The sequence below is a fragment of the Tannerella forsythia genome (assembly GCF_003860135.1).
In the GTDB taxonomy this organism is placed as follows: domain Bacteria; phylum Bacteroidota; class Bacteroidia; order Bacteroidales; family Tannerellaceae; genus Tannerella; species Tannerella forsythia_A.
In genome coordinates this window covers 36,349-56,288 of the sequence record NZ_RQYN01000014.1, presented here as the reverse complement: position 1 = coordinate 56,288, position 19,940 = coordinate 36,349, and the positions used below count along the sequence as shown (strand labels likewise).

Here is a 19,940-nt window from a genome sequence, read left to right as displayed (position 1 = left end):
AACTTTATGGATATGGTATACTACATAAACGGAGGAAGGAATTTCCATTACCCACTCAAATCAACATAGAGCCATAAAAAAACACCGTTCCACCATTCCGGCGCGACGCGTATAATATTTCATATCTCTCATCGTTTACTAACGTAGTGATACAAGACGATAAGTTATGAATAATTTATATGAGTCGCGCCGGAATTTGAAATATGCCTTTATTATCGGAGCCGTACTGATTGCCATCGCGTCGGTCGTGGTCTCCGATATGCTAATCCGAAAACTGGCACACGAAGAGCGCGTACGGATGGAAATATGGACGGAAGCGTATCGTGTCCTGACCACCGAGAACACAGATCAAAACCTGATGGTTGTCCTGCGCATCATCGAAGGCAATACTTCCATCCCCGTTATCCTTTGCGACGATGCCGGAAATATTCTCAGTCACCGTAACATCGATGTGCGCGGCAGCGACGAAGACGCTTTTCTTAAACGAAAAGTCACCGAATTTAAATCGAAGAATCCCCCCATCTCCGTCGAGATCGGTCCCAACTCATACCAATACCTCTATTACGACGACTCTATCCTCCTCAAACGGTTACTAATGTATCCTTATGTACAACTGTCGGTCGTCTTCGTTTTTATCCTGCTCGCCTTTCTGGCATTAGCCAGTACTAAAAGAGCCGAGCAGAACAAAGTATGGGTCGGTCTTTCGAAAGAAACAGCCCATCAGCTCGGAACCCCCATCTCATCCTTGATCGCATGGATCGAATACCTCAAAACAAAAGAAGTGGACGGCACCTACCTGCACGAGATGGAGAAAGATGTGAAACGACTTGAAGTCATCGCCGACCGCTTTTCCAAAATCGGATCCGATCCCGCATTGAAACCGCTTAACGTAAACGAAGCCATCCGCTCGGCTTGCGACTACATGAGCACGCGTATCTCGTCGAAAATACGCATTGAAACCGAGTTCTCCGACCAGGCCCTGTTCGTGATGATGAATGAATCGCTCTTCTCGTGGGTGATTGAAAACCTGACGAAGAACGCCGTTGATGCCATGGAGGGACAGGGAGTGATCACCTTCCGTACAGGCAGCCGAAAACAACGTGTCTGGATCGAGGTGACCGACACAGGCAAAGGTATTCCAAAGTCACGCTTTCAAACTATCTTTAACCCCGGCTATACGACCAAAAAACGCGGCTGGGGATTAGGCTTATCACTCGTCCGCCGCATTGTGGAGACGACACCGGGCAGCGAAATTTATGTAAAATCTTCCGAGATCGGCAAAGGCACCACCTTCCGTATCGAGATGCGCCTACGCCCCCACCACCCAATAAGAGAAGATTCTCCGTCGCTCACTTTGCGTGGCAAACCCGCATAAAAAGCGGCATGAATGGTTTGCAGATATGCCCGATATGTTATACATTTGCGGTGAATCATCCGTAATATTCGAGGGCAGAAACAAAAAACATGAAAAACGATGCATACATCGAAAATCTTTTCAGGAAAATAGGCGTTCATGACAGTCGCGAGGCTTTCAAGGAATTGTTTTTTGAGTTTTACCCCGCTTTGTGCGTCTTTGCCCAACGTTATGTAAATGATTGGGAAACCTCGGAAGACATCGTGCAAGAAACCTTTCTAAAAGTCTGGAAAAATCGAAAGACCATCGATATCCGGCTCTCTTTTCGCAACTTCCTGCTTACCAGCGTCCGCAACAGTTGTACGGATTATCTGCGCAAAGAATCGGTTACAGCCCGATATACCGGTCAAGTTGAGCCTTCCCATGCATCCATGTCGCCCGAAGATTTCTACACGTTGAGCGAACTCGAAGTCCTCCTTCACCAAGCGTTGGAAAAATTATCGAGCGATGTGCGTGAAGTATTTGAAATGAACCGCTTCAACGGACTGACGTATCACGAAATTGCCACACAACTCGATGTCTCCCCCAAAACCGTCGAAGCCCGCATGAGCAAAGCCCTGAAAACCCTACGGCATGAACTGAAAGACTACTACCCATTGCTGCTTTTGCTGTGTGCGCATATCGATGCAATGGGGAATCTCCCACCCGGATAAATGAGTTTTTTAACTCGGTGAATAAAGAACGGTCTCATGTAATGATCGTCTGTCGATTTTGAACAATCCTGACATCTTGTTTGTTTAAACAATGACAAAAAATATTTATCATACAAAATAAAATAAAGACAATGGGAAAATTTGTAATTTCAACCCGTAAGAACGGTGAATTTCAGTTCAATCTGAAAGCTACAAACGGGCAGGTGATTTTATCGAGTGAAGGTTATACAACCAAAGCTGCATGCATGAACGGGGTAGAATCGGTAAAGAAAAATGCACCGACTGAGAGTCGTTATGAGAAGGGCATCGCAAAAAATGGTAAATTTTATTTTAACCTGAAGGCTACAAACGGACAAGTAATTGGCAGTAGTCAAATGTACGAAAGTGAAGTCTCTTGCGATAACGGTATCAAATCGGTACAAAAGAACGCTCCCGATGCAACTATCGATGATCAAACGTTAGCATAATGCAATGAACGACGACTTGATCTGACAACCGTTGAAGTTTTATACGCATTAGCATTGACTTTTTAGGGGAATCTATGACCGAAAAAGCCAATGACACGGAAAGGGGGATGTTCAAAACGTAATGTTTGGGCATACCCTCTTTAGGTGTGTAAGAAAGGGTAAAATTAGGGGCGCTAAGGATGAGAGCGAGGGAGCATACGAACGTATGTGACCGAGCTCACTTGCCGTAAGCAACGAAGCAATTCGCCTGTTATGAAACCCCGCTTTCGTAATTTTAAGGTATCACAATCCGGTAAAACATTTATGACGCAACCTCATTTGCAAATACAAAAATATCCCCCCTATCCTTCAATAACATTGCAACAAAGTCAAGTAAAAGAACAATCAAACAATTTAAACACAGACAATATGAACAGACATTACACTTATATCGCAGCAACTTTGGCATTTGTGATGACGATAGCTTGGGGATGTCGGAGCAACAAACAAAAAAATAATGCTTTGGAAGCTACGCAAGACACCCCAACCGTTACTTATTCGAACCTACTGGACAAGCAGACGCAGGAGGAAGTAAGCAAAGCCATGACCCATGCCGGCATAGCGTCCGAAAACGTCGCATCGTTTCTGCAAAATGTGAAGCAGTTCAACGACGCTATCGAAGGGCATGGACTTGTGTCAAGCGGTTTTGTGAAGTTAGACAGCATACTTCCTCACTACGACGAAGTAGCCATACAGACAAATTGGGATGAGAAACATCCGGAGTTTGCGGGTTACAATTGCCGAATCACTTCCTACGATCTGCTGAAAGACTTCATCGCTGTCGATCAGCCTGCCGACGAACATCCCACAACACTGATGTTCGATGAAGAGACGCTCGACAACTGCGGTCGCACCCTCTTCTCTTCCGTCGAGAGGCAAGCTTTCCGAAACCTTTTCGCCCCTGTGCCCACGCCTAACGAAAAAGAGATCGACAAGCATCTGAAAAACATACAAGATTATTGGCAGCGCAAAGGCATTCGCTTTATTCATAAAAACGACCGGGCTAAGGCATCGCTGATATCCGTAGTGATGCATTCGGCTATTACGCCGGAGGAGAGCTTCCTCTTTGTGGGACACGCCGGTGTACTGCTTCCTGTCAGCAATCAACTGCTTTTTGTCGAAAAACTGACATTTCAAGCTCCCTACCAGGTCATCCGCTTCAACAACCGCAGCGAGCTGAACGATTATTTGATGAAGATGTATGACGTCGAATGGGGACAACCCACCGCATCGCCCTTCCTAATGGAAAACGACAGTCTGCTGGAAGGCTATCGCCCGAATCCCGATAAGAGAGCAGAAGACTGAAAGCGAAGACAAGAGATTTCAGCTCGGTCAAGCTACTCTATATATTCTTCGTCTCTCTCTAAGCCGGTCTCAGCGAAAGGAAATCAGATAAGACAGTTTGGCTGAGAACACCTGCGTCGAGGCTTTGGAAAAAACGTCTTGACGGCGGGTGTTGTAAAAGTCACCTAACGAATAGTAATAGCGTGCTTCGAGTAAAAAGTAGCCGATTCCGGTACGGACTTCAAGTCCCGGCCCACCACATAATCCCCATGCGAATTTCTTTTCGGCCGCCATCGTATGCTGGGCGTTCGTTTTGTTCGGGGTTGCTCCCCGCAGGTTTTCTTCCGTACTTTCGCCCGTCAAGAGTCCGATTTGAGGGCCCATGTTGAAGAAGAAGCGCACCCGCTCACTGCCGAAATAAATATGTGTCAGAAACGGCAGTTCGATATAGTTCATCCGGCGAATATACCGATAATCGGGATACGTTTCGGGGTTCGGATATCCTTCGGGAACTTCGAAGCGTTCGTTCCATCCCTGCTGTTTGAAATTGGCTTCGAGTTGCAGACCAAGATTTTTCTCCGTGATCCATCGTACCGTCAGCCCTCCGTTGTATCCCAGTAGCATTTTTTGCTGTACCTTGGGCGCAAAAAACACCGACGAAGCATTGATGCCACCTGAAACACCGACTGCCCACTCCCTCCTAAACGTTTCCTGTGCTTGAATAGGAGAACAAAAGACGAATGTCAGACCGAAAAAAAGAAAGACCAGCCCTTTCATCATTCGGTTCGTATGATGGATAAGTCTTTATTGTAATGCACAAAATAAAGATTCATATTCATAAATCCCCCCCAATTATTCGTGCGCGTATCGAAACGAAGTCCGGTTTGTAAGCTATTATATTGCATCTGCCGAAGATGGTCTTCAAAATTAGAGCCGAGTTTACTGATCGCACTCATAAAATACATGCCCGTGTCGAATCCAAGCATTGCATATCTGGGATACGTCTGACTCATATTTTTCTTATACCATTGTCTGTATTTAGCACTAAAGTCTCGTGTCTGATTCGAAAATCGATTCACATAAAACGGTGTGTAAATGTATGTGTTAAGAGCAAAGAAATCTTCGATGCATTCATTCGTGTACGTTTGCCATTCGGGATAGCCGAAGAGAGTCAGTTGATATCCCTGATTTTTTTCAGCGAGCATGCGCAACGGGCCTTTGATTTTTACAAGCGCTTCCATCGAACTGGACAATGGCATAACAAGATTCGGTTTCGTACTGCTCAGTATGCCAGCCATATCATTGCGGAATGTCCGTTCGTTATAGTTTATCTCACGGAACGGAATATTTCTCTGATTCATATCGGCCTTAAATGTACGGATGAACTCCGTTTTCGGATCTTTGTCGCCCGTATTGACCAATATCACGTTGTAATTCGCAAATAACGTACAAGCACGCATTGTGGCCAGCGAATAAAGATAGGAATGTGGGGTGTTGACCTGAAAAACGTAGGCATTCCCCGAGGTCACACGGTCGCTCTTCGACGATAAGGGGATCACGTATTTAATTTCATGCTTTCTGGCATGATTCGCAATCAGTTCGATTTGTTCGTTCGTAACCCCTCCAATCATCAGATGCACGTCCGCCAGACGGTCGTTCTTGAGCACCTCCTGCGTTTTCTGTACACCGTCGCCGATATCAAACACCGATAGGTCGATCGAGTAGCCCATCTTTTTCAAGCTGTCCACCGCCAGCAAAAAGCCTTCGTAATACTCGACGATACGCGCTGAATTCTTAGTGTCGCTCGTTTGAAACGGTAGCAGCAAAGCGATCTTCGCTACGTCTACCCGCTGCATTTCTTTCCGATATTTGATCAGAGCATTGATATCGAATTCATTCGTTTCATGCGCTTGCGTCGTGACGGTCTCTTCCGTTTCCACCGGGACTTTGATGATCATACCTGCTTGCAGTCCGCTTTTCAGCTCCGGGTTGAGTCTGATCAGCTCATGACTGGTCGTATTGAATTTCTTACAGAGGCGATACATCGTCTCCTTTTTCTTGACTTTATATTCGATTTCTTTTGTGACCTTTTGGATGGCTCTCGTCGGTAACGCCTCAATCTGAGTAGCCGGAATACGGATCGTCTTTCCCGCAGAGAAAGTCAGAGAAGTCAGTCCGGGATTCGCCTTGGTGATGGCTGCAGCCTGTACGTTATATTGTTTCGATATGCCGTACAAGGTTTCGCCGGAGCGGATGGTATGATACGTGTGTAAGTCTTCTGCTCCCGTATCGGGATGATCAGCGACGTGTTTCTGGGGGATTTTCAATATTTCACCCACTTTGATATAGTCGCGACTCGTCGGGTTGAGGCGATAGATATCTTCTTTATCTATATTATACATGGCCGAAATGGCATATACCGTCTGGCCGCGTTCGACCGTATGATGAAATATATTTTCGTCTTGTACGTTATTCGTATGAATTTGTGACCGATTTTCCTGTGCCGAAACAAACGCTATCGACAGGCTAAATAAAAAGGTGAGCAGGTGAATAGTAAATCTGTTCATCGTTCTTCAATTATTTTTTAGGCAAAGATAGCATATATTTTTTCATCCGAGCAACCGGCGAAAGAAAAAAGCTCGCGAAGGAAAGTTGGTGAAGCCTCCTTGTGGTTGCGGGATAAAATTGTACTTTTGTAAGCTGATTCGGAATGAGTATGCGAAAAAGAATGTTTAGGATAATCGTGAGCTGTATGCTCGCATTGATGCTTTCGGAAGCTAAACTGTGGGCACAGTATCAGGTAGACAGTGGTGCCAAAAAGCCGTTGAAAGTGGTGGAAAATACGGCCTATAAATTGCAGGTTTATTTGGTCTACGGTATGGAAGGAGTAACAATCAGTTATACCTCGGCATCTGCTTCGCACCGTTGGTACCGCTATAAAACAAAAGCAGCCCTCGAAGATGAATGGGAAGCTGTTCCTTCAACACAGAATGGCACCACTTCGACCGTAACCAATCTGACCGAAGGATATGGCTATTTCGTGAACGACGGCGGGATGAAACATTATATCTGGCTGATTGACTACAGTAAATATCCGTTTAACATCAGCCACCTGAAGGTAGGCGAATCGTCCGACCGCTGCTCCGGTCTCCGCCTCGACGGATCGGCAGAAATGCCTGCACTGAAATATTTTCTTCCGGATGGTAAAGAGATGGAGGTAAAACGCGAATTTGAAGTAAGCTACCTGACGCAAGCATGGAGTAAATCCGGCAAACGGTTTATCGAAGAGCTGGCCATCGATACGCTCAGGGGCAATCCGTTCGCGACCCAGATTCGTCCGCCTCTGCGCGATACAAAAATCGAGTTGACTGGCGATTTATTCGCACGTCACTTCGGGGTAGAGCAATCGGCTGCGATCGATTTATTCGAAACCGTAGCCATCGAAGTACATGCCGATACGCTTGTTTCGTCGGAAAGTAAAACGAATCTGTCACGAAAAAAGGGCGAGTTGCTGGCCCCGGCCCATGTGCATTTCAAAGCTTATGCCAATACTCCTGTCGCTTCGCTGTTCGTCTGGCAGATTGTAAAGAAAGAGCCGACGGGCGACAGACCGCTCGTCCGCTTCACGGAAGCAGAAATGGATTACACGTTCGATACAGCCGGCGAATACAAGGTAACACTCGAAGTAAGCGATCGATCAGGAAAATGTACGCACAACGAAACATCATACAACATCCACATTACGGAGACCATCGTTAAGGTGCCGAATGTTTTTACTCCGGGCGACTCGCCGGGGGTGAACGATATTTTTAAGGTAGTTCATAAATCGGTGGTACGTTTCCGGGCTTGGATATTCAATCGCTGGGGGAATGAGTTATATCACTGGACAGACCCGAACGAAGGATGGGATGGTAAGTATCGCGGAAAATATGTACCTGCGGGAGCTTATTATTACGTGATCGAATATACGGGAACCGACGGAAAAACGCATAAACTGAGTGGAGATATTAATGTCGTAAGATCTAATAGAATGAACAGTCAAACACCCTAACGAATGAGAAAAAATATAAAAACAATAAGTATAGCGCTTTTGCTGACCGGAGGAATCGGCTTGACGGCATGTCTGTCGGTAAGTTCGCAAGACTCGGAACAGGTGATGCAGGAACGACCGGCCGTTTCGTCAGTCACCATGACACCGACTGTCCCTACGCACGTTACGTTTTGCGGAGAGAAAGTCGATCTGACCCGATACAATATGTATGAAGGTATGGACAGGGAGTTGAGCAGTTTCACCTACTTTCATTCAACGACCATGCTGATGATCAAACGGGCGAACCGTTATTTCCCCGTGATCGAACCGATTCTGAAAGCCAATGGCATTCCGGACGATTTCAAGTACCTGGCCGTTATCGAGAGTCATCTCGATCCACGCATCGTGTCTCCGGCACGAGCTGCGGGCATGTGGCAATTTATGGAGGCAACCGCCAAACAATACCAATTGATCGTTACCCCGACAGTAGACGAACGGTACCATGTGGAACGTGCTACGGAAGCCGCCTGCCGTTACCTCAGGGACGCGTATGCCAAGTATGGCGACTGGATTTCGGTAGCCGCCTCGTACAATGCCGGAATGGGACGCATCTCGTCCGAATATGCCCGTCAAAACGAAGCATCGGCACTGAATTTGTGGTTAGTCGAAGAGACATCGCGCTATGTCTATCGAATCTTCGCCATCAAGCAGATTTTCGAGAATCCGTATAAATACGGCTTTGTGATGCACGCGAAAGATTTATACCGTCCGATTTCGTGCGAAAAAGTGATTGTATCGAACGATATTCCCGATCTGGTAGCATTTGCCAAATCGCATGACATCACGTATGCCGACCTGAAACGTTTTAATTCGTGGTTGAGAGATACGAAGCTGGTTGTTAACGGAAAAAGTTTCACCATCTCGATTCCGCGCAAGAAAGATATGTATTATAACGAACCGAATCAAACGGTGCACGACAAACGTTGGGTGGTACGGTGAATACCGGCTATGAAATGTTTCGGTAAACAATTATGGCGAAAAAGAAAGAAAACAGTCAAAGCGAGCAAGTCGAAAAGGGAAGTATCGGCGTCTGGGGTGCACGTGTTCACAACCTGAAAAATATTGATGTCGTACTGCCCCGTAACAGTTTATCCGTGATCACGGGTATGAGTGGAAGCGGTAAATCGTCGTTGGCGTTCGATACGATTTTTGCCGAAGGTCAACGGCGTTATATCGATACGTTTTCGGCTTATGCCCGGAACTTTTTAGGAGCCATCGAACGGCCCGATGTCGATAAGATAACCGGATTGAGCCCGGTCATCTCGATCGAACAGAAAACGACGAACCGGAACCCGCGTTCGACAGTGGGGACAACCACCGAGGTATACGACTTCTTGCGTCTGCTCTATGCGCGTGCCGGCGATGCCTATTCCTATCTGAGCGGAGAGAAGATGGTCAAATATACCGAAGAGCAGATTCTGGAACTGATCCTTGAGGAATATAAAGGCAAAAAAACGTATATGCTTGCTCCGCTGGTGCGTAACCGGAAAGGACACTACAAGGAGCTTTTCGAACAGATACGCAAGAAAGGCTATCTGAATGTCCGTGTCGACGGCGAGTTGCAGGAGATACGTCACGGGATGAAACTGGATCGTTATAAGATGCACAGTATCGAGGTGGTAGTCGACAAAATGATTGTCTCCGCAACCGACGGACAACGCCTGAAAGAAAGTCTCCGTACGGCGATGAAGCAAGGCGACGGATTGATCCTTCTGCTCGATGCCGACAGTGGCGAGACACGCTATTATAGCCGGCAATTGATGTGCCCCGTGACGGGACTATCTTACAGTGAACCGGCGCCGCATAACTTCTCGTTCAATTCTCCGCATGGCGCGTGTCCGCGCTGCAAAGGACTCGGAGAAGTGAATATTCTGGATATGGAAAAAATTGTCCCGGATCCTTCACTGAGTATTTATAACGGAGGTATCGTGGCATTAGGGAAATATAAAAAATCACTCATCTTCTGGCAAATCGAGGCGCTTTGCGAAAAGCATGGCGTCACGATCAAAACGCCCATTAAAGATATTCCCGAAGAGGCTATGGATGAGATTATGAACGGTACCGAAGAGCGGATTCATATTCGGAACGAATCATTGGGAAGCTCCAATTATTTTTATTCGTACGAAGGAGTTGCCAAATACATTCTGATGCAGCAGGACGATGATGCTCCGGCGTCGGCACAGAAATGGGCGGAGCAGTTTATCAGCATGACGGAATGTCCGGAATGTCACGGACAACGCCTGAATAAAGAAGCCTTACATTATCGCATCGATGGAAAGAATATTGCCGAGCTGGCTCAGATGGATATTGCCGAATTAGCGAGATGGATCAACGCGGTAGAGAAAAAGATGTCGCCATCGCAACAGAAAATCGCGGTGGAGATATTGAAAGAAATTCGCTCCCGACTTGAATTTATTCTGGAAGTCGGCCTCGATTACTTGTCTCTGAACCGACCTTCGGCCACGCTTTCGGGCGGAGAGAGCCAGCGCATCCGACTGGCTACGCAGATCGGTAGCCGATTAGTGAATGTACTGTACATCCTCGACGAACCGAGCATCGGATTACATCAGCGGGATAACAAGCGGCTCATCGATTCGCTCAAGGAATTGCGCGACATGGGCAACTCGGTGATTGTGGTAGAACACGATAAAGACATGATGCTGAATGCCGACTACGTGGTCGATATGGGGCCTAAGGCCGGTCGTCTGGGGGGCGAAATCGTCTTTGCCGGCACTCCGCAAGAGATGATCGCAACCGACACGCTGACGTCTTCATACTTGAACGGAAAAAGATCGATCGATGTACCGGCCGTTCGCCGCGAAGGGAACGGCCATTGGCTTGTATTGAAAGGAGCTACCGGAAATAACCTGAAGAAGGTCGATGTATCGTTTCCGCTGGGTACGCTAATTTGCGTCACCGGCGTTTCGGGAAGCGGCAAATCGACCCTTATCAATGCCACCCTTCAACCAATTTTGAGCAGACATTTCTACCGTTCGCTCCGCTCGCCTCTCGGCTATCAGTCGATCGAAGGATTGGAGCATATCGATAAGGTGGTGGATGTGGATCAGTCGCCGATAGGACGATCTCCCCGCAGCAATCCGGCCACGTATACCGGAGTGTTTTCGGATATCCGTAATTTGTTTGTCGAACTGCCGGAGGCGAAGATACGCGGGTATAAACCCGGACGTTTCTCGTTCAATGTCTCGGGAGGGCGTTGTGAAACGTGTAAAGGAAACGGATATAAAACGATTGAGATGAACTTCTTGCCCGATGTATTGGCACCTTGTGAAGATTGCCACGGCAAACGTTATAATCGTGAGACGCTGGAAGTACGCTATCGCGGCAAATCGATCGCAGACGTGCTGGATATGACCATCAACATGGCTGTCGAGTTTTTTGAGAACATACCTTCTATCCTAAATAAAATCAAGGTGCTGCAAGATGTGGGACTGGGCTATATCAAACTGGGACAACCTTCGACGACATTATCGGGGGGCGAAAGCCAACGGGTGAAACTTGCGGCCGAACTGTCGAAGCGCGATACGGGACGCACACTCTATATTCTGGACGAACCGACTACAGGATTGCATTTCGAAGATATCCGCGTGCTGCTGGGCGTGCTCAACAAACTCGTCGACAAAGGGAACACGATGATCGTGATCGAGCATAATCTCGACATCATCAAATGTGCCGACTACTTAATCGACATGGGGCCTGACGGTGGGAAACAAGGCGGACAGCTCCTGTTTGCCGGAACACCGGAAGCGTTGGTAAAAGCCCGGACAAAAAGCTTTACAGCCCCTTTTCTGAAAGAAGAATTATCAGACCATAAAAAGATGAAATAAAAAATGAAGAATCCGATACAGATGATCAAGCAATGCAACGAGAAGGACGAACCCTATTTTCTGTTGCGCGGTCAGGACATTTGTGCGCTTCCTGCCATCGAAACTTATTACGAAAACGTCAAAGACAAGGTGAAAGATCCGCGTTTTATCGAAGAGATCGAAGAAATCATGAAAGACTTCCGCGCCTATTTGGAAGAACAGCAAACGCACGTGCCGGACTGACCTGCCGAGAGGAAAAAAACGACGAAGCATAACCGCAACCGATGTCCGATCTTTACAAAACCATTCGTGCCGCAAGCGAAGGCTATTATACGGAGAAACGCAGTCGTTTTCTTTCGTTCGCCATCCCTGTGCGTACACCCGAAGAGGTGAAGGCGCAGGTGGAGGCCTGCCGAAAGAAATATTACGACGCGCGTCACGTCTGCTGGGCTTATATGCTCGGTGCCGACCGTACCACATTTCGAGCCAACGACGACGGAGAACCTTCGTCGACAGCCGGCAAACCGATACTCGGACAGATCAATGCGAACGAATTGACGGATATTCTCGTGATTGTGGTGCGTTATTTCGGGGGCATCAAATTGGGCACGAGCGGTCTGATCGTTGCTTATCGTTCGGCCGCGGCCGAAGCGATTGCGGCTGCCGAAGTCGAAGAGCGCACCGTAGATGCCGAATGTACCGTGGTTTTCGAATACCCTTTTTTGAATGACATCATGCGTGTGGTGAAAGAGATGCAACCGGCTATCGTTTCACAGACCTTCGAAGCGAATTGCGAGATGACACTCCGTATCCGCCAAAGTCAGGAAGAGACGTTAAAGAACCGTTTGTTCATGATCGAAGGAGCCTACCTAAAAGACAGCTAACCCGAAATACCCCATCGGGAAACCATCATCCACCACTCTCCCAATTTTCAACGTTTTCTTTCACCCCCTATCCTAAGAAAGGCCTCCTTCACCTTAAGGAAGTGTTCCTTCATCTTAAGGAAACAATCCTTCACCTTAAGGAAGTGCTCCTTCACCTTAAGGAAGCGTTCCTTGACCTTAAGGAAGCGTTCCTTGACCTTAAAGAAGTGTTCCTTCATCTTAAGGAAGCAATCCTTCAGGTAAAAAACGATCGCTACCCGATCCCTCGCCATATCGACAATGAATCAGAAAGAATAAACAATCCACACAGAATATGATAACGTATATTCCGAATAAATTGTATTTTTGTGTATATTTTGAGGAAATCTTCTTTGGTTTTCCGAAAATTAATCGGGTGAAGTTACAACATCCTCCGGCAACCGATTCCGGAGAAAAGTGCGGAATAAATAATACGGATCATGAAATATAAAAAACGAAGTCGAAAAAGTTTATTGCCGAAGAAATCCTTGTCGGGAATGACTCGGAAAGAGCAGATATACGAAATCATCTTCGAGGCAGATACCCGTGAAGGTAAACTCTTCGATGTCGTATTGCTTGTCTTTATTCTCGTCAGTATCCTGTTGATCATCGTCGACAGTTTACACTTGTTTACGGACACGTTTAACCAGATATTGCATGTGCTGGAGTGGATCATCACATTGTTTTTCACGGTAGAGTACGTGCTTCGAATTTATTGTTCGCCAAAGCCCAAGAAGTATATATTCAGTTTCTACGGCATTGTCGATCTAATATCGACGCTGCCGCTTTATATGACCTTCTTTTTTCATACGGCCGCTTATCTGGTCATTGCACGCTCGTTCCGTCTGATACGCGTGTTCCGCATCTTCCGGCTTTTCGGATTCATCTCCGAAGGGAATGTTCTGCTTCATTCACTCAAGGAGAGTCGTCGCAAAATCTTCGTTTTCTTCCTCTTTGTCCTGATTCTGACCATCTCGCTCGGTACGCTGATGTATATGATCGAAGGAGCGAATCACACGCCGGGGTTCGATAACATCTTGAATAGTATATATTGGACGATCGTGACGCTCACCACCGTCGGCTATGGTGACATTACCCCGATGACGGGTGCCGGACGTTTCCTCTCCGCATTGGTCATGCTGTTGGGCTACACGATTATCGCCGTACCGACGGGCATCGTATCGGCAACGATGATGCAAAAATCCGGCACCCGAAATAAAAAATGTCCGCATTGCGAAAAAAATAACGACCTCGACGCTTCGTACTGCAAGTATTGCGGGCAACCGGTCAATGTAAAAACAGAAGAGTCATCCTCTTGATATTCATATAAAGGATGGTTTGTACCGGTGCGCTTCCGCTTGTTGTCCGGCCGTTCACTTTTGACGGCGGAGTCTGTCGTATTTTGCGGAAATGCTTATCTTTGTCCGTTCAAAGAAAACAAACAGAAGAATATCAAAAAGTAAATATAGACATTTAGAAAAAAGATACGGATGGATACATACGGAAAACTGGAACAATTGAAGAAATTGCTGGACGAAGGTGCCATTACGCACGAGGAATATGAACGTGAAAAGGCGAAACTTCTCACTCCACCCGTTTCTTCGCCGGGACAGCCGGCATGGGATTTGGGAATAGACGAACGGACATTCGTCGGACTGATGCATGCCTCACAGTTTCTGTCGAGCTTTATCGCACCGCTGATCGTTTGGTTACTGTATAAAGACAAAAGTGCAAAAGTAGACGAGGCCGGCAAAGAAATTCTCAATTTCGAAATCAGCTATACATTATATATTATCGTGTTATGTATAACGATTGTGGGCCTTGTCATCGTTCCCGTAGTGGGCATTGCTATTTTTGTGATGATCATTATCGCCATCGTCAAGGCGCTGAATGGCGAATCATGGAAATATCCGCTGACCATCCGTTTCCTGAAATAAACCGCACACTTGGCACCTGTGGAGTAAAATGGAGAGGATGAAGAAATACTTGCTGGATATGACGGTGACATCGAACGAGCCGTTACACCATGACTATTGTTTGTTGAAATTGACGACCGAACAGACATTACCCGAAATGGTTCCCGGACAATTCGTAGAGGTGCGTGTCGACGACTCGCCATCGACTTTTCTGCGCCGTCCGATTTCGGTCAACTATGTCGATCGAATACAAAACGAGCTGTGGCTACTGATACGTCTGATCGGTGAAGGAACGCGACGCATGGCGCGGTATAGAGCAGGCGAAACGGTGAATGTGTTGTTGCCTTTGGGCAACGGCTTCTCGATACCGCAGAAACCGTCGTCGCCGGAACTACTGCTGGTCGGCGGAGGAGTTGGAACGGCACCGATGCTCTACTTGGGTGAGTCGTTGAAGAAGGCGGGGTTTACCCCCGTATTCCTCTTGGGTGCCCGTTCGGGAAGCGACATCCTGCAACGTGAAGATTTCGAGAAGCACGGATCGGTATACATTACGACCGAAGACGGATCGATGGGAGAAAAAGGATTGGTCACACAACATTCCATATTGAAAGAGAAAACATTCGGACAAATTTATACTTGTGGCCCCAAGCCGATGATGATGGCTGTGGCGAAATATGCGAAGACAGTCGGAACACCTTGCGAAGTATCGCTCGAAAATATGATGGCATGCGGTTTCGGCGTATGTCTCTGTTGCGTCGAGCGCACCACCGAAGGCAATGTGTGCGCCTGCACCGAAGGTCCGGTATTTAACATCAATCGATTGACATGGCAGATTTGACAACGACCATAGGAAGTTTGACATTGAAAAACCCGGTAATGACAGCATCGGGAACGTTCGGTTACGGGATCGAATACGCCGATTTGTTCGATATCGCCCGACTCGGCGGGATCGTTGTGAAAGGTACGACGATGGAACCGCGCGAAGGAAATCCCTATCCACGTATGGCTGAGACACCGTCGGGGATGCTCAATGCCGTTGGATTACAAAACAAAGGCGCCGACTATTTTGCGCGTGAGATTTATCCGCGACTCAGCGAGATTGATACGAATATGATTGTCAACGTCAGCGGCTCGTCCATCGAGACGTATGTCGAATGTGCCGAAAAAATGGCCGCGCTGGACCGGATTCCCGCCATCGAACTGAATATTTCCTGTCCCAATGTGAAGCAGGGAGGCATGTCGTTCGGGGTTTGCGCGTCGTCGGCCGCCGAAGTGGTGCGCGCAGTGCGTAAAGTTTACCCTAAGACACTGATTGTAAAACTCTCGCCCAATGTAACCGATATTACCGAGATCGCTCGTGCGGCGGAGGCCGAAGGAGCAGACGCGGTGTCGCTGATCAACACGTTGCTCGGCATGGCAATTGATGTCGAGCGTCGTCGTCCCTTGCTCTCGACCGTGACGGGAGGATTGTCCGGCCCTTGTGTCAAACCTGTGGCTCTTCGGATGGTATGGCAAACGGCTTCGGCAGTGCGGATTCCGGTGATCGGTATGGGAGGGATCGCTTCATGGCAGGACGCCATCGAATTTATGCTTGCCGGCGCAACAGCCATTCAGATCGGAACGTATAATTTCATCGATCCGACGGTTTCGGTGAGTGTCATCGAAGGGATCGAGGCTTATTGCGAGCGTTACGGGTTCGCCTCTGTTGCCGAGCTGGTCGGTGCATTGACCATAGATTAAGACTTTATTCAAATGAGAAAAAATATTCTTCTATTTTTTGCGGCCACGTCGTTGTACGCCGGCGCGCAACAGATTACCATTCCCGATACAACCTTCAAAACGTATCTGCTGGAAAACTTCGATACGAACAACGACGGTGAAATATCGGTCGAGGAGGCACGTACCGTGCGGAAAATCGAATGTACGGATAAACCGCTCACTTCGTTGCAGGGAATTGAATATTTTACGGCCTTGGAAGAACTCGACTGTTCGTATGCGAATTACTTCCAACGCGGCGGCCTTACTTCGCTTGATCTCAGCCGCAATCAGGCGCTAAAAAAACTGCATTGCGATAATAACCGGCTCGATTCGCTCGACGTCAGTCAGAACGTAGAATTGACCGAATTGCATTGTCGGAATAATCTGTTACGATCGCTCGATGTCGGTCGTCATAGAGTATTGGAGGAGCTGCTCTGCGACAATAACCGCTTGACGCATTTGCGACTTGAGGATTGTCGTGCCCTTGCACTACTCCACTGCGGTACGAACCGTTTAGAATCGCTGAATGTCAGTTCGTGCCCATCGCTACGATGGCTGAATTGTGCGGAAAACCGGTTGACTTCGCTCGACGTGGCACAGAATGCCAATCTGGAGCATTTGTTTTGCAATAATAACCTGCTGACAACTTTGGAACTGAAAACCAATATCCATTTGTCGCAACTCTATTGCGGCCACAACAAACTGGATTCGCTCGTTGTCTCTCACAATACGGCGCTGACCGATCTCGATTGCGGCAGCAACCGTTTAACGGCTCTCGATCTCTCGCGAAATACGGCATTGACCGATCTGGAATGCAGTATCAATCGTCTGACAACATTAGACGTCTCGCATAATCCGGCACTCAAAAATCTGTATTGCAACGCGATGCCATCACTAACTTCTGTCTACCTGATCAAAGGTTCGGAGTATCAAAACCTGAGTTATCTGGTTGCTTCGGTAACGACCTATCGCGTAGATACGGAGACGGCAACGGCGGAAATTGAAACATATATTGCCGCAACGGAAAAGACAAAGGAAGAAGAGACGACGAAAGCTCCCGAAACGGCTGTAAAAAGCGGAGAAGAAGCCTCTGCGGAGCGTCCGCTTACCGCCCGTGAGAGGTATTACGATGAAGCCCGCCGACAGGCCGAGTTGCGTAAACTGGAAGAAGAAAAGCGTATAGCGGAAGAGCAACGCCGCACCGCCATACGAACATACACCGGAAACATCACCGTACCCGATGCCGTATTGGCTGCTTTCCTGTTCGGACGGTACGATACGAATGGCGACGGCGAGTTGTCGGGGGCGGAAGCGCGTGCCGTCAAAACGATGGATTGCTCGCGACTGGGACTGACATCCGTCGAAGGACTTGAATATTTCTCATCGCTCGAAGAACTGAAATGTAGCGATAACCGTATCACGGCATTAGACATGAGTTATTTCCCGGCCTTGAAATCGCTGGACTGTTCCCGCAATAAACTTCACCGGTTAGATGTTCGTAGAAACCCGATGCTGACCGATCTGGAATGCTCCGAGAACAACCTTATCACACTCGACATAAGCCATAATCCGTCGTTGAAGAGCTTGCATTGCAACAGCATCCGTCTTATCAAGTTGGACATTGCTAAGAATCTTGCTCTCCGTGTGTTGAGCTGCCATAACAACCATCTGACGGCACTTGATATCACGAAGAATCAACAACTCGACACCCTGAACTGTGGAAAAAACAAATTGAAGATGCTCGTCGTATCGCAGAATAGCGGCTTAAACTATCTGGATTGCAGTGCGAACCAACTGACGGTGATTGATGTGGTACGCAATCAGGCACTAACCGGTTTGGTATGCAGTGAGAACCAGCTCACCTCGGTCGATGTAAGCCGTAATTCCGCACTTCGGATTCTCGATTGCGGACGTAATTCACTGGATCGTGTCGATGTTTCGCATAACGGCGCACTCATCGAATTGGCGTGCAACGGAAATGCGATCAGCGAGTTGAACCTTGCGAAGAATCCCGCATTAGAGTCGCTCAATTGTTCGCACAACCGATTAAGTGATTTGGATGTCAGCAAGAATCCGATGCTCAAGCGACTGAAATGCATGGGCAATGAGTTAAAAGTAATCGATGTGCGTCAAAACTTAAAGCTCAAATTTCTGGAATCTGCTCCGATGCCTGCGTTAGAAACGCTTTACTGTCCTCGCGAGGTGGTCTATTCAAAACTGGCTTACCCGATTAAAGCACAGGTAAATTATCGGTAAATTTGTCGGTATGGGCGGAAATGCCTATTTTTACCCTCCATAACGTATGTAAAAAACGGAGGGCATGAAAAAAGAGAGGCTAATAAAATATCTGCTGGGATGGTTTATCGCATCGCTGTATCTGTTTACAGCCTGCGACGAAAATCTTCCTTCGATTATCGACCGGCCGGATAACCCTCTCAAACCGGAAGAGGTATTAGGGGTAAAATGGAAGCTTTTAAAAGAATTCACGTTTGCCGAACTGAAAGCTGCGGAAAAAGGACTCGGACTTTCGGCGTTTAGTCTGATCGGTAATACGCCTGTTTTTGATGGAGACATTCAGTTGCGTGCATTCAAGGTTATATGCACCTCTGCGAATCCGAACGGATCCGACGAAAAAATCACCCTGTCCGGCGTGTTGTTGGTACCGCCGGCCATCGACTCGGCGACGCTCCATCGGCAAATACTTGCGCCTCCCTACACGTATGTACTCGACAAACAGGCCCCTACCCGACAATTGACGGACTACGACGCTTCCACTCTGGAGGCTTACCTGATTTTCTGGATGTGGCAGGCATCGAAAGGCTATATCGTTATGATTCCCGATTACCCAGGGTTTGGCGACTCGTACCAAAAATGTTTTATTCCATATATCGAGAAAAAATCGATGGTGCGTACCACGATCGATTTCATGCGAGCCTCACAGAAAGTGCTACAGGAGAATCATTATGCCAAAAAGAAAAATGTACTTGTCACCGGCTATTCGTTGGGCGGCTTCGTCGCGACACAAGTGGCACGCGAACTGGAAGTTAATCCGATAGACGGTCTAACGGTCGATCTACTGCTGGCCGGGGGTACGCCTTGTCTGCTGAAAAATATCGCCGACGAGGTAAGGACTTCGGAAACGATGCCGGAGCCATATCTGTTGCCTCTTGCTATTTACGGGTATAAAAAGAACAGTTATCCCGATTTGGATGTGAGACGCCTGCTGAAAGAGCCATACGCGTCGAGGCTGGCCGTTTACTTCGACGGAAAGAGTCATACATATAAGGAGTTCCCCGACAAGACGCACGACTTGTTTACAGACGCGTTTATACATAACACGCATCATGCGAATGCGCAAATTGATGCGATACTCGAAGCGAACAGCCTGCAACCTTGGGATAACCGGTGCGAGTTCGTACTGATTCACGGAAAAGACGACCGGACGGTTCATTTCGAAAACGCACAAGGATATGCGGCGAAACATCATGCTTCCAGAGGCAAAGTGAAGTTCATCGATGTGCCGGGTAACCATACCGGTGCGGGCGTCTCTTATTTTATTTATCTGATGTCGTATCTTCCCAAATACAAGTAAA

The 19,940-nt window shown here is 47.6% G+C and carries 17 protein-coding genes; 15 read left to right on the top strand and 2 right to left on the bottom strand.

Annotation, left to right across the window (positions count from 1 at the left end; translation table 11 throughout):
• The first annotated feature begins 166 nt into the window (after positions 1-166).
• The 4 genes from EII41_RS05540 (at position 167) to EII41_RS05525 (ending at position 3,878) form a co-directional block, all read left to right on the top strand.
• Positions 167-1,375, top strand: a complete 1,209-nt coding sequence (locus EII41_RS05540) for a sensor histidine kinase (protein WP_124751157.1) — start codon at positions 167-169, stop codon at positions 1,373-1,375.
• 89 nt (positions 1,376-1,464) lie between these two features.
• The gene (locus EII41_RS05535) at positions 1,465-2,067 is read left to right on the top strand and encodes an RNA polymerase sigma-70 factor (protein ID WP_124751158.1); all 603 of its coding nucleotides are present in this window, start codon (positions 1,465-1,467) and stop codon (positions 2,065-2,067) included.
• Between the two features lie 131 nt (positions 2,068-2,198).
• Entirely contained in the window at positions 2,199-2,534 is a 336-nt protein-coding gene (locus EII41_RS05530) for a YegP family protein (protein WP_124789762.1), read from the top strand.
• A 408-nt stretch (positions 2,535-2,942) separates the two neighbouring features.
• Positions 2,943-3,878, top strand: a complete 936-nt coding sequence (locus EII41_RS05525; protein WP_124789761.1) for a DUF4300 family protein — start codon at positions 2,943-2,945, stop codon at positions 3,876-3,878.
• Between the two features lie 69 nt (positions 3,879-3,947).
• On the opposite strand, the gene EII41_RS05520 is transcribed toward EII41_RS05525, so the two are convergent.
• On the bottom strand, positions 3,948-4,637 hold the full coding sequence (locus EII41_RS05520) for a porin family protein (RefSeq protein WP_411292581.1): 690 nt from the start codon (positions 4,635-4,637) through the stop codon (positions 3,948-3,950).
• Complete coding sequence (locus tag EII41_RS05515; protein WP_124789760.1) at positions 4,634-6,424, bottom strand: LysM peptidoglycan-binding domain-containing protein; 1,791 nt, start codon at positions 6,422-6,424, stop codon at positions 4,634-4,636. The genes EII41_RS05520 and EII41_RS05515 overlap by 4 nt, the downstream gene beginning before the upstream one ends.
• A gap of 161 nt (positions 6,425-6,585) precedes the next feature.
• On the opposite strand from EII41_RS05515, the gene EII41_RS05510 reads away from it, so the two are divergent.
• The 11 genes from EII41_RS05510 to EII41_RS05460 all read left to right on the top strand — a co-directional run bounded on the left by EII41_RS05510 (position 6,586) and on the right by EII41_RS05460 (position 19,939).
• The gene (locus tag EII41_RS05510; RefSeq protein ID WP_185711840.1) at positions 6,586-7,908 is read left to right on the top strand and encodes a gliding motility-associated C-terminal domain-containing protein; all 1,323 of its coding nucleotides are present in this window, start codon (positions 6,586-6,588) and stop codon (positions 7,906-7,908) included.
• A 3-nt stretch (positions 7,909-7,911) separates the two neighbouring features.
• Positions 7,912-8,886: a lytic transglycosylase domain-containing protein gene (locus EII41_RS05505; RefSeq protein WP_124789758.1), complete on the top strand. Its 975-nt coding sequence runs from the start codon at positions 7,912-7,914 to the stop codon at positions 8,884-8,886.
• A 32-nt stretch (positions 8,887-8,918) separates the two neighbouring features.
• Positions 8,919-11,792, top strand: coding sequence for an excinuclease ABC subunit UvrA (uvrA, locus tag EII41_RS05500; protein WP_185711839.1), 2,874 nt, complete (start codon positions 8,919-8,921; stop codon positions 11,790-11,792).
• A 3-nt stretch (positions 11,793-11,795) separates the two neighbouring features.
• Positions 11,796-12,014: a hypothetical protein gene (locus EII41_RS05495; protein ID WP_124751164.1), complete on the top strand. Its 219-nt coding sequence runs from the start codon at positions 11,796-11,798 to the stop codon at positions 12,012-12,014.
• Positions 12,015-12,055: 41 nt separating this feature from the next.
• The gene (locus EII41_RS05490; RefSeq protein ID WP_124751165.1) at positions 12,056-12,655 is read left to right on the top strand and encodes an IMPACT family protein; all 600 of its coding nucleotides are present in this window, start codon (positions 12,056-12,058) and stop codon (positions 12,653-12,655) included.
• Between the two features lie 458 nt (positions 12,656-13,113).
• Positions 13,114-13,992 (top strand): ion transporter, encoded by an 879-nt coding sequence (locus EII41_RS05485; RefSeq protein WP_411292580.1) that lies wholly within the window; start codon positions 13,114-13,116, stop codon positions 13,990-13,992.
• Between the two features lie 171 nt (positions 13,993-14,163).
• Positions 14,164-14,610: a DUF4870 domain-containing protein gene (locus EII41_RS05480; RefSeq protein ID WP_124789757.1), complete on the top strand. Its 447-nt coding sequence runs from the start codon at positions 14,164-14,166 to the stop codon at positions 14,608-14,610.
• Positions 14,611-14,647: 37 nt separating this feature from the next.
• Positions 14,648-15,427: a dihydroorotate dehydrogenase electron transfer subunit gene (locus EII41_RS05475; RefSeq protein ID WP_124789756.1), complete on the top strand. Its 780-nt coding sequence runs from the start codon at positions 14,648-14,650 to the stop codon at positions 15,425-15,427.
• Positions 15,415-16,329, top strand: coding sequence for a dihydroorotate dehydrogenase (locus EII41_RS05470; RefSeq protein ID WP_124789755.1), 915 nt, complete (start codon positions 15,415-15,417; stop codon positions 16,327-16,329). The genes EII41_RS05475 and EII41_RS05470 overlap by 13 nt, the downstream gene beginning before the upstream one ends.
• 12 nt (positions 16,330-16,341) lie before the next feature.
• Positions 16,342-18,603 (top strand): leucine-rich repeat domain-containing protein, encoded by a 2,262-nt coding sequence (locus EII41_RS05465; protein ID WP_124789754.1) that lies wholly within the window; start codon positions 16,342-16,344, stop codon positions 18,601-18,603.
• Between the two features lie 64 nt (positions 18,604-18,667).
• Positions 18,668-19,939, top strand: coding sequence for an alpha/beta fold hydrolase (locus tag EII41_RS05460; RefSeq protein ID WP_124789753.1), 1,272 nt, complete (start codon positions 18,668-18,670; stop codon positions 19,937-19,939).
• Position 19,940: the final 1 nt, after the last annotated feature.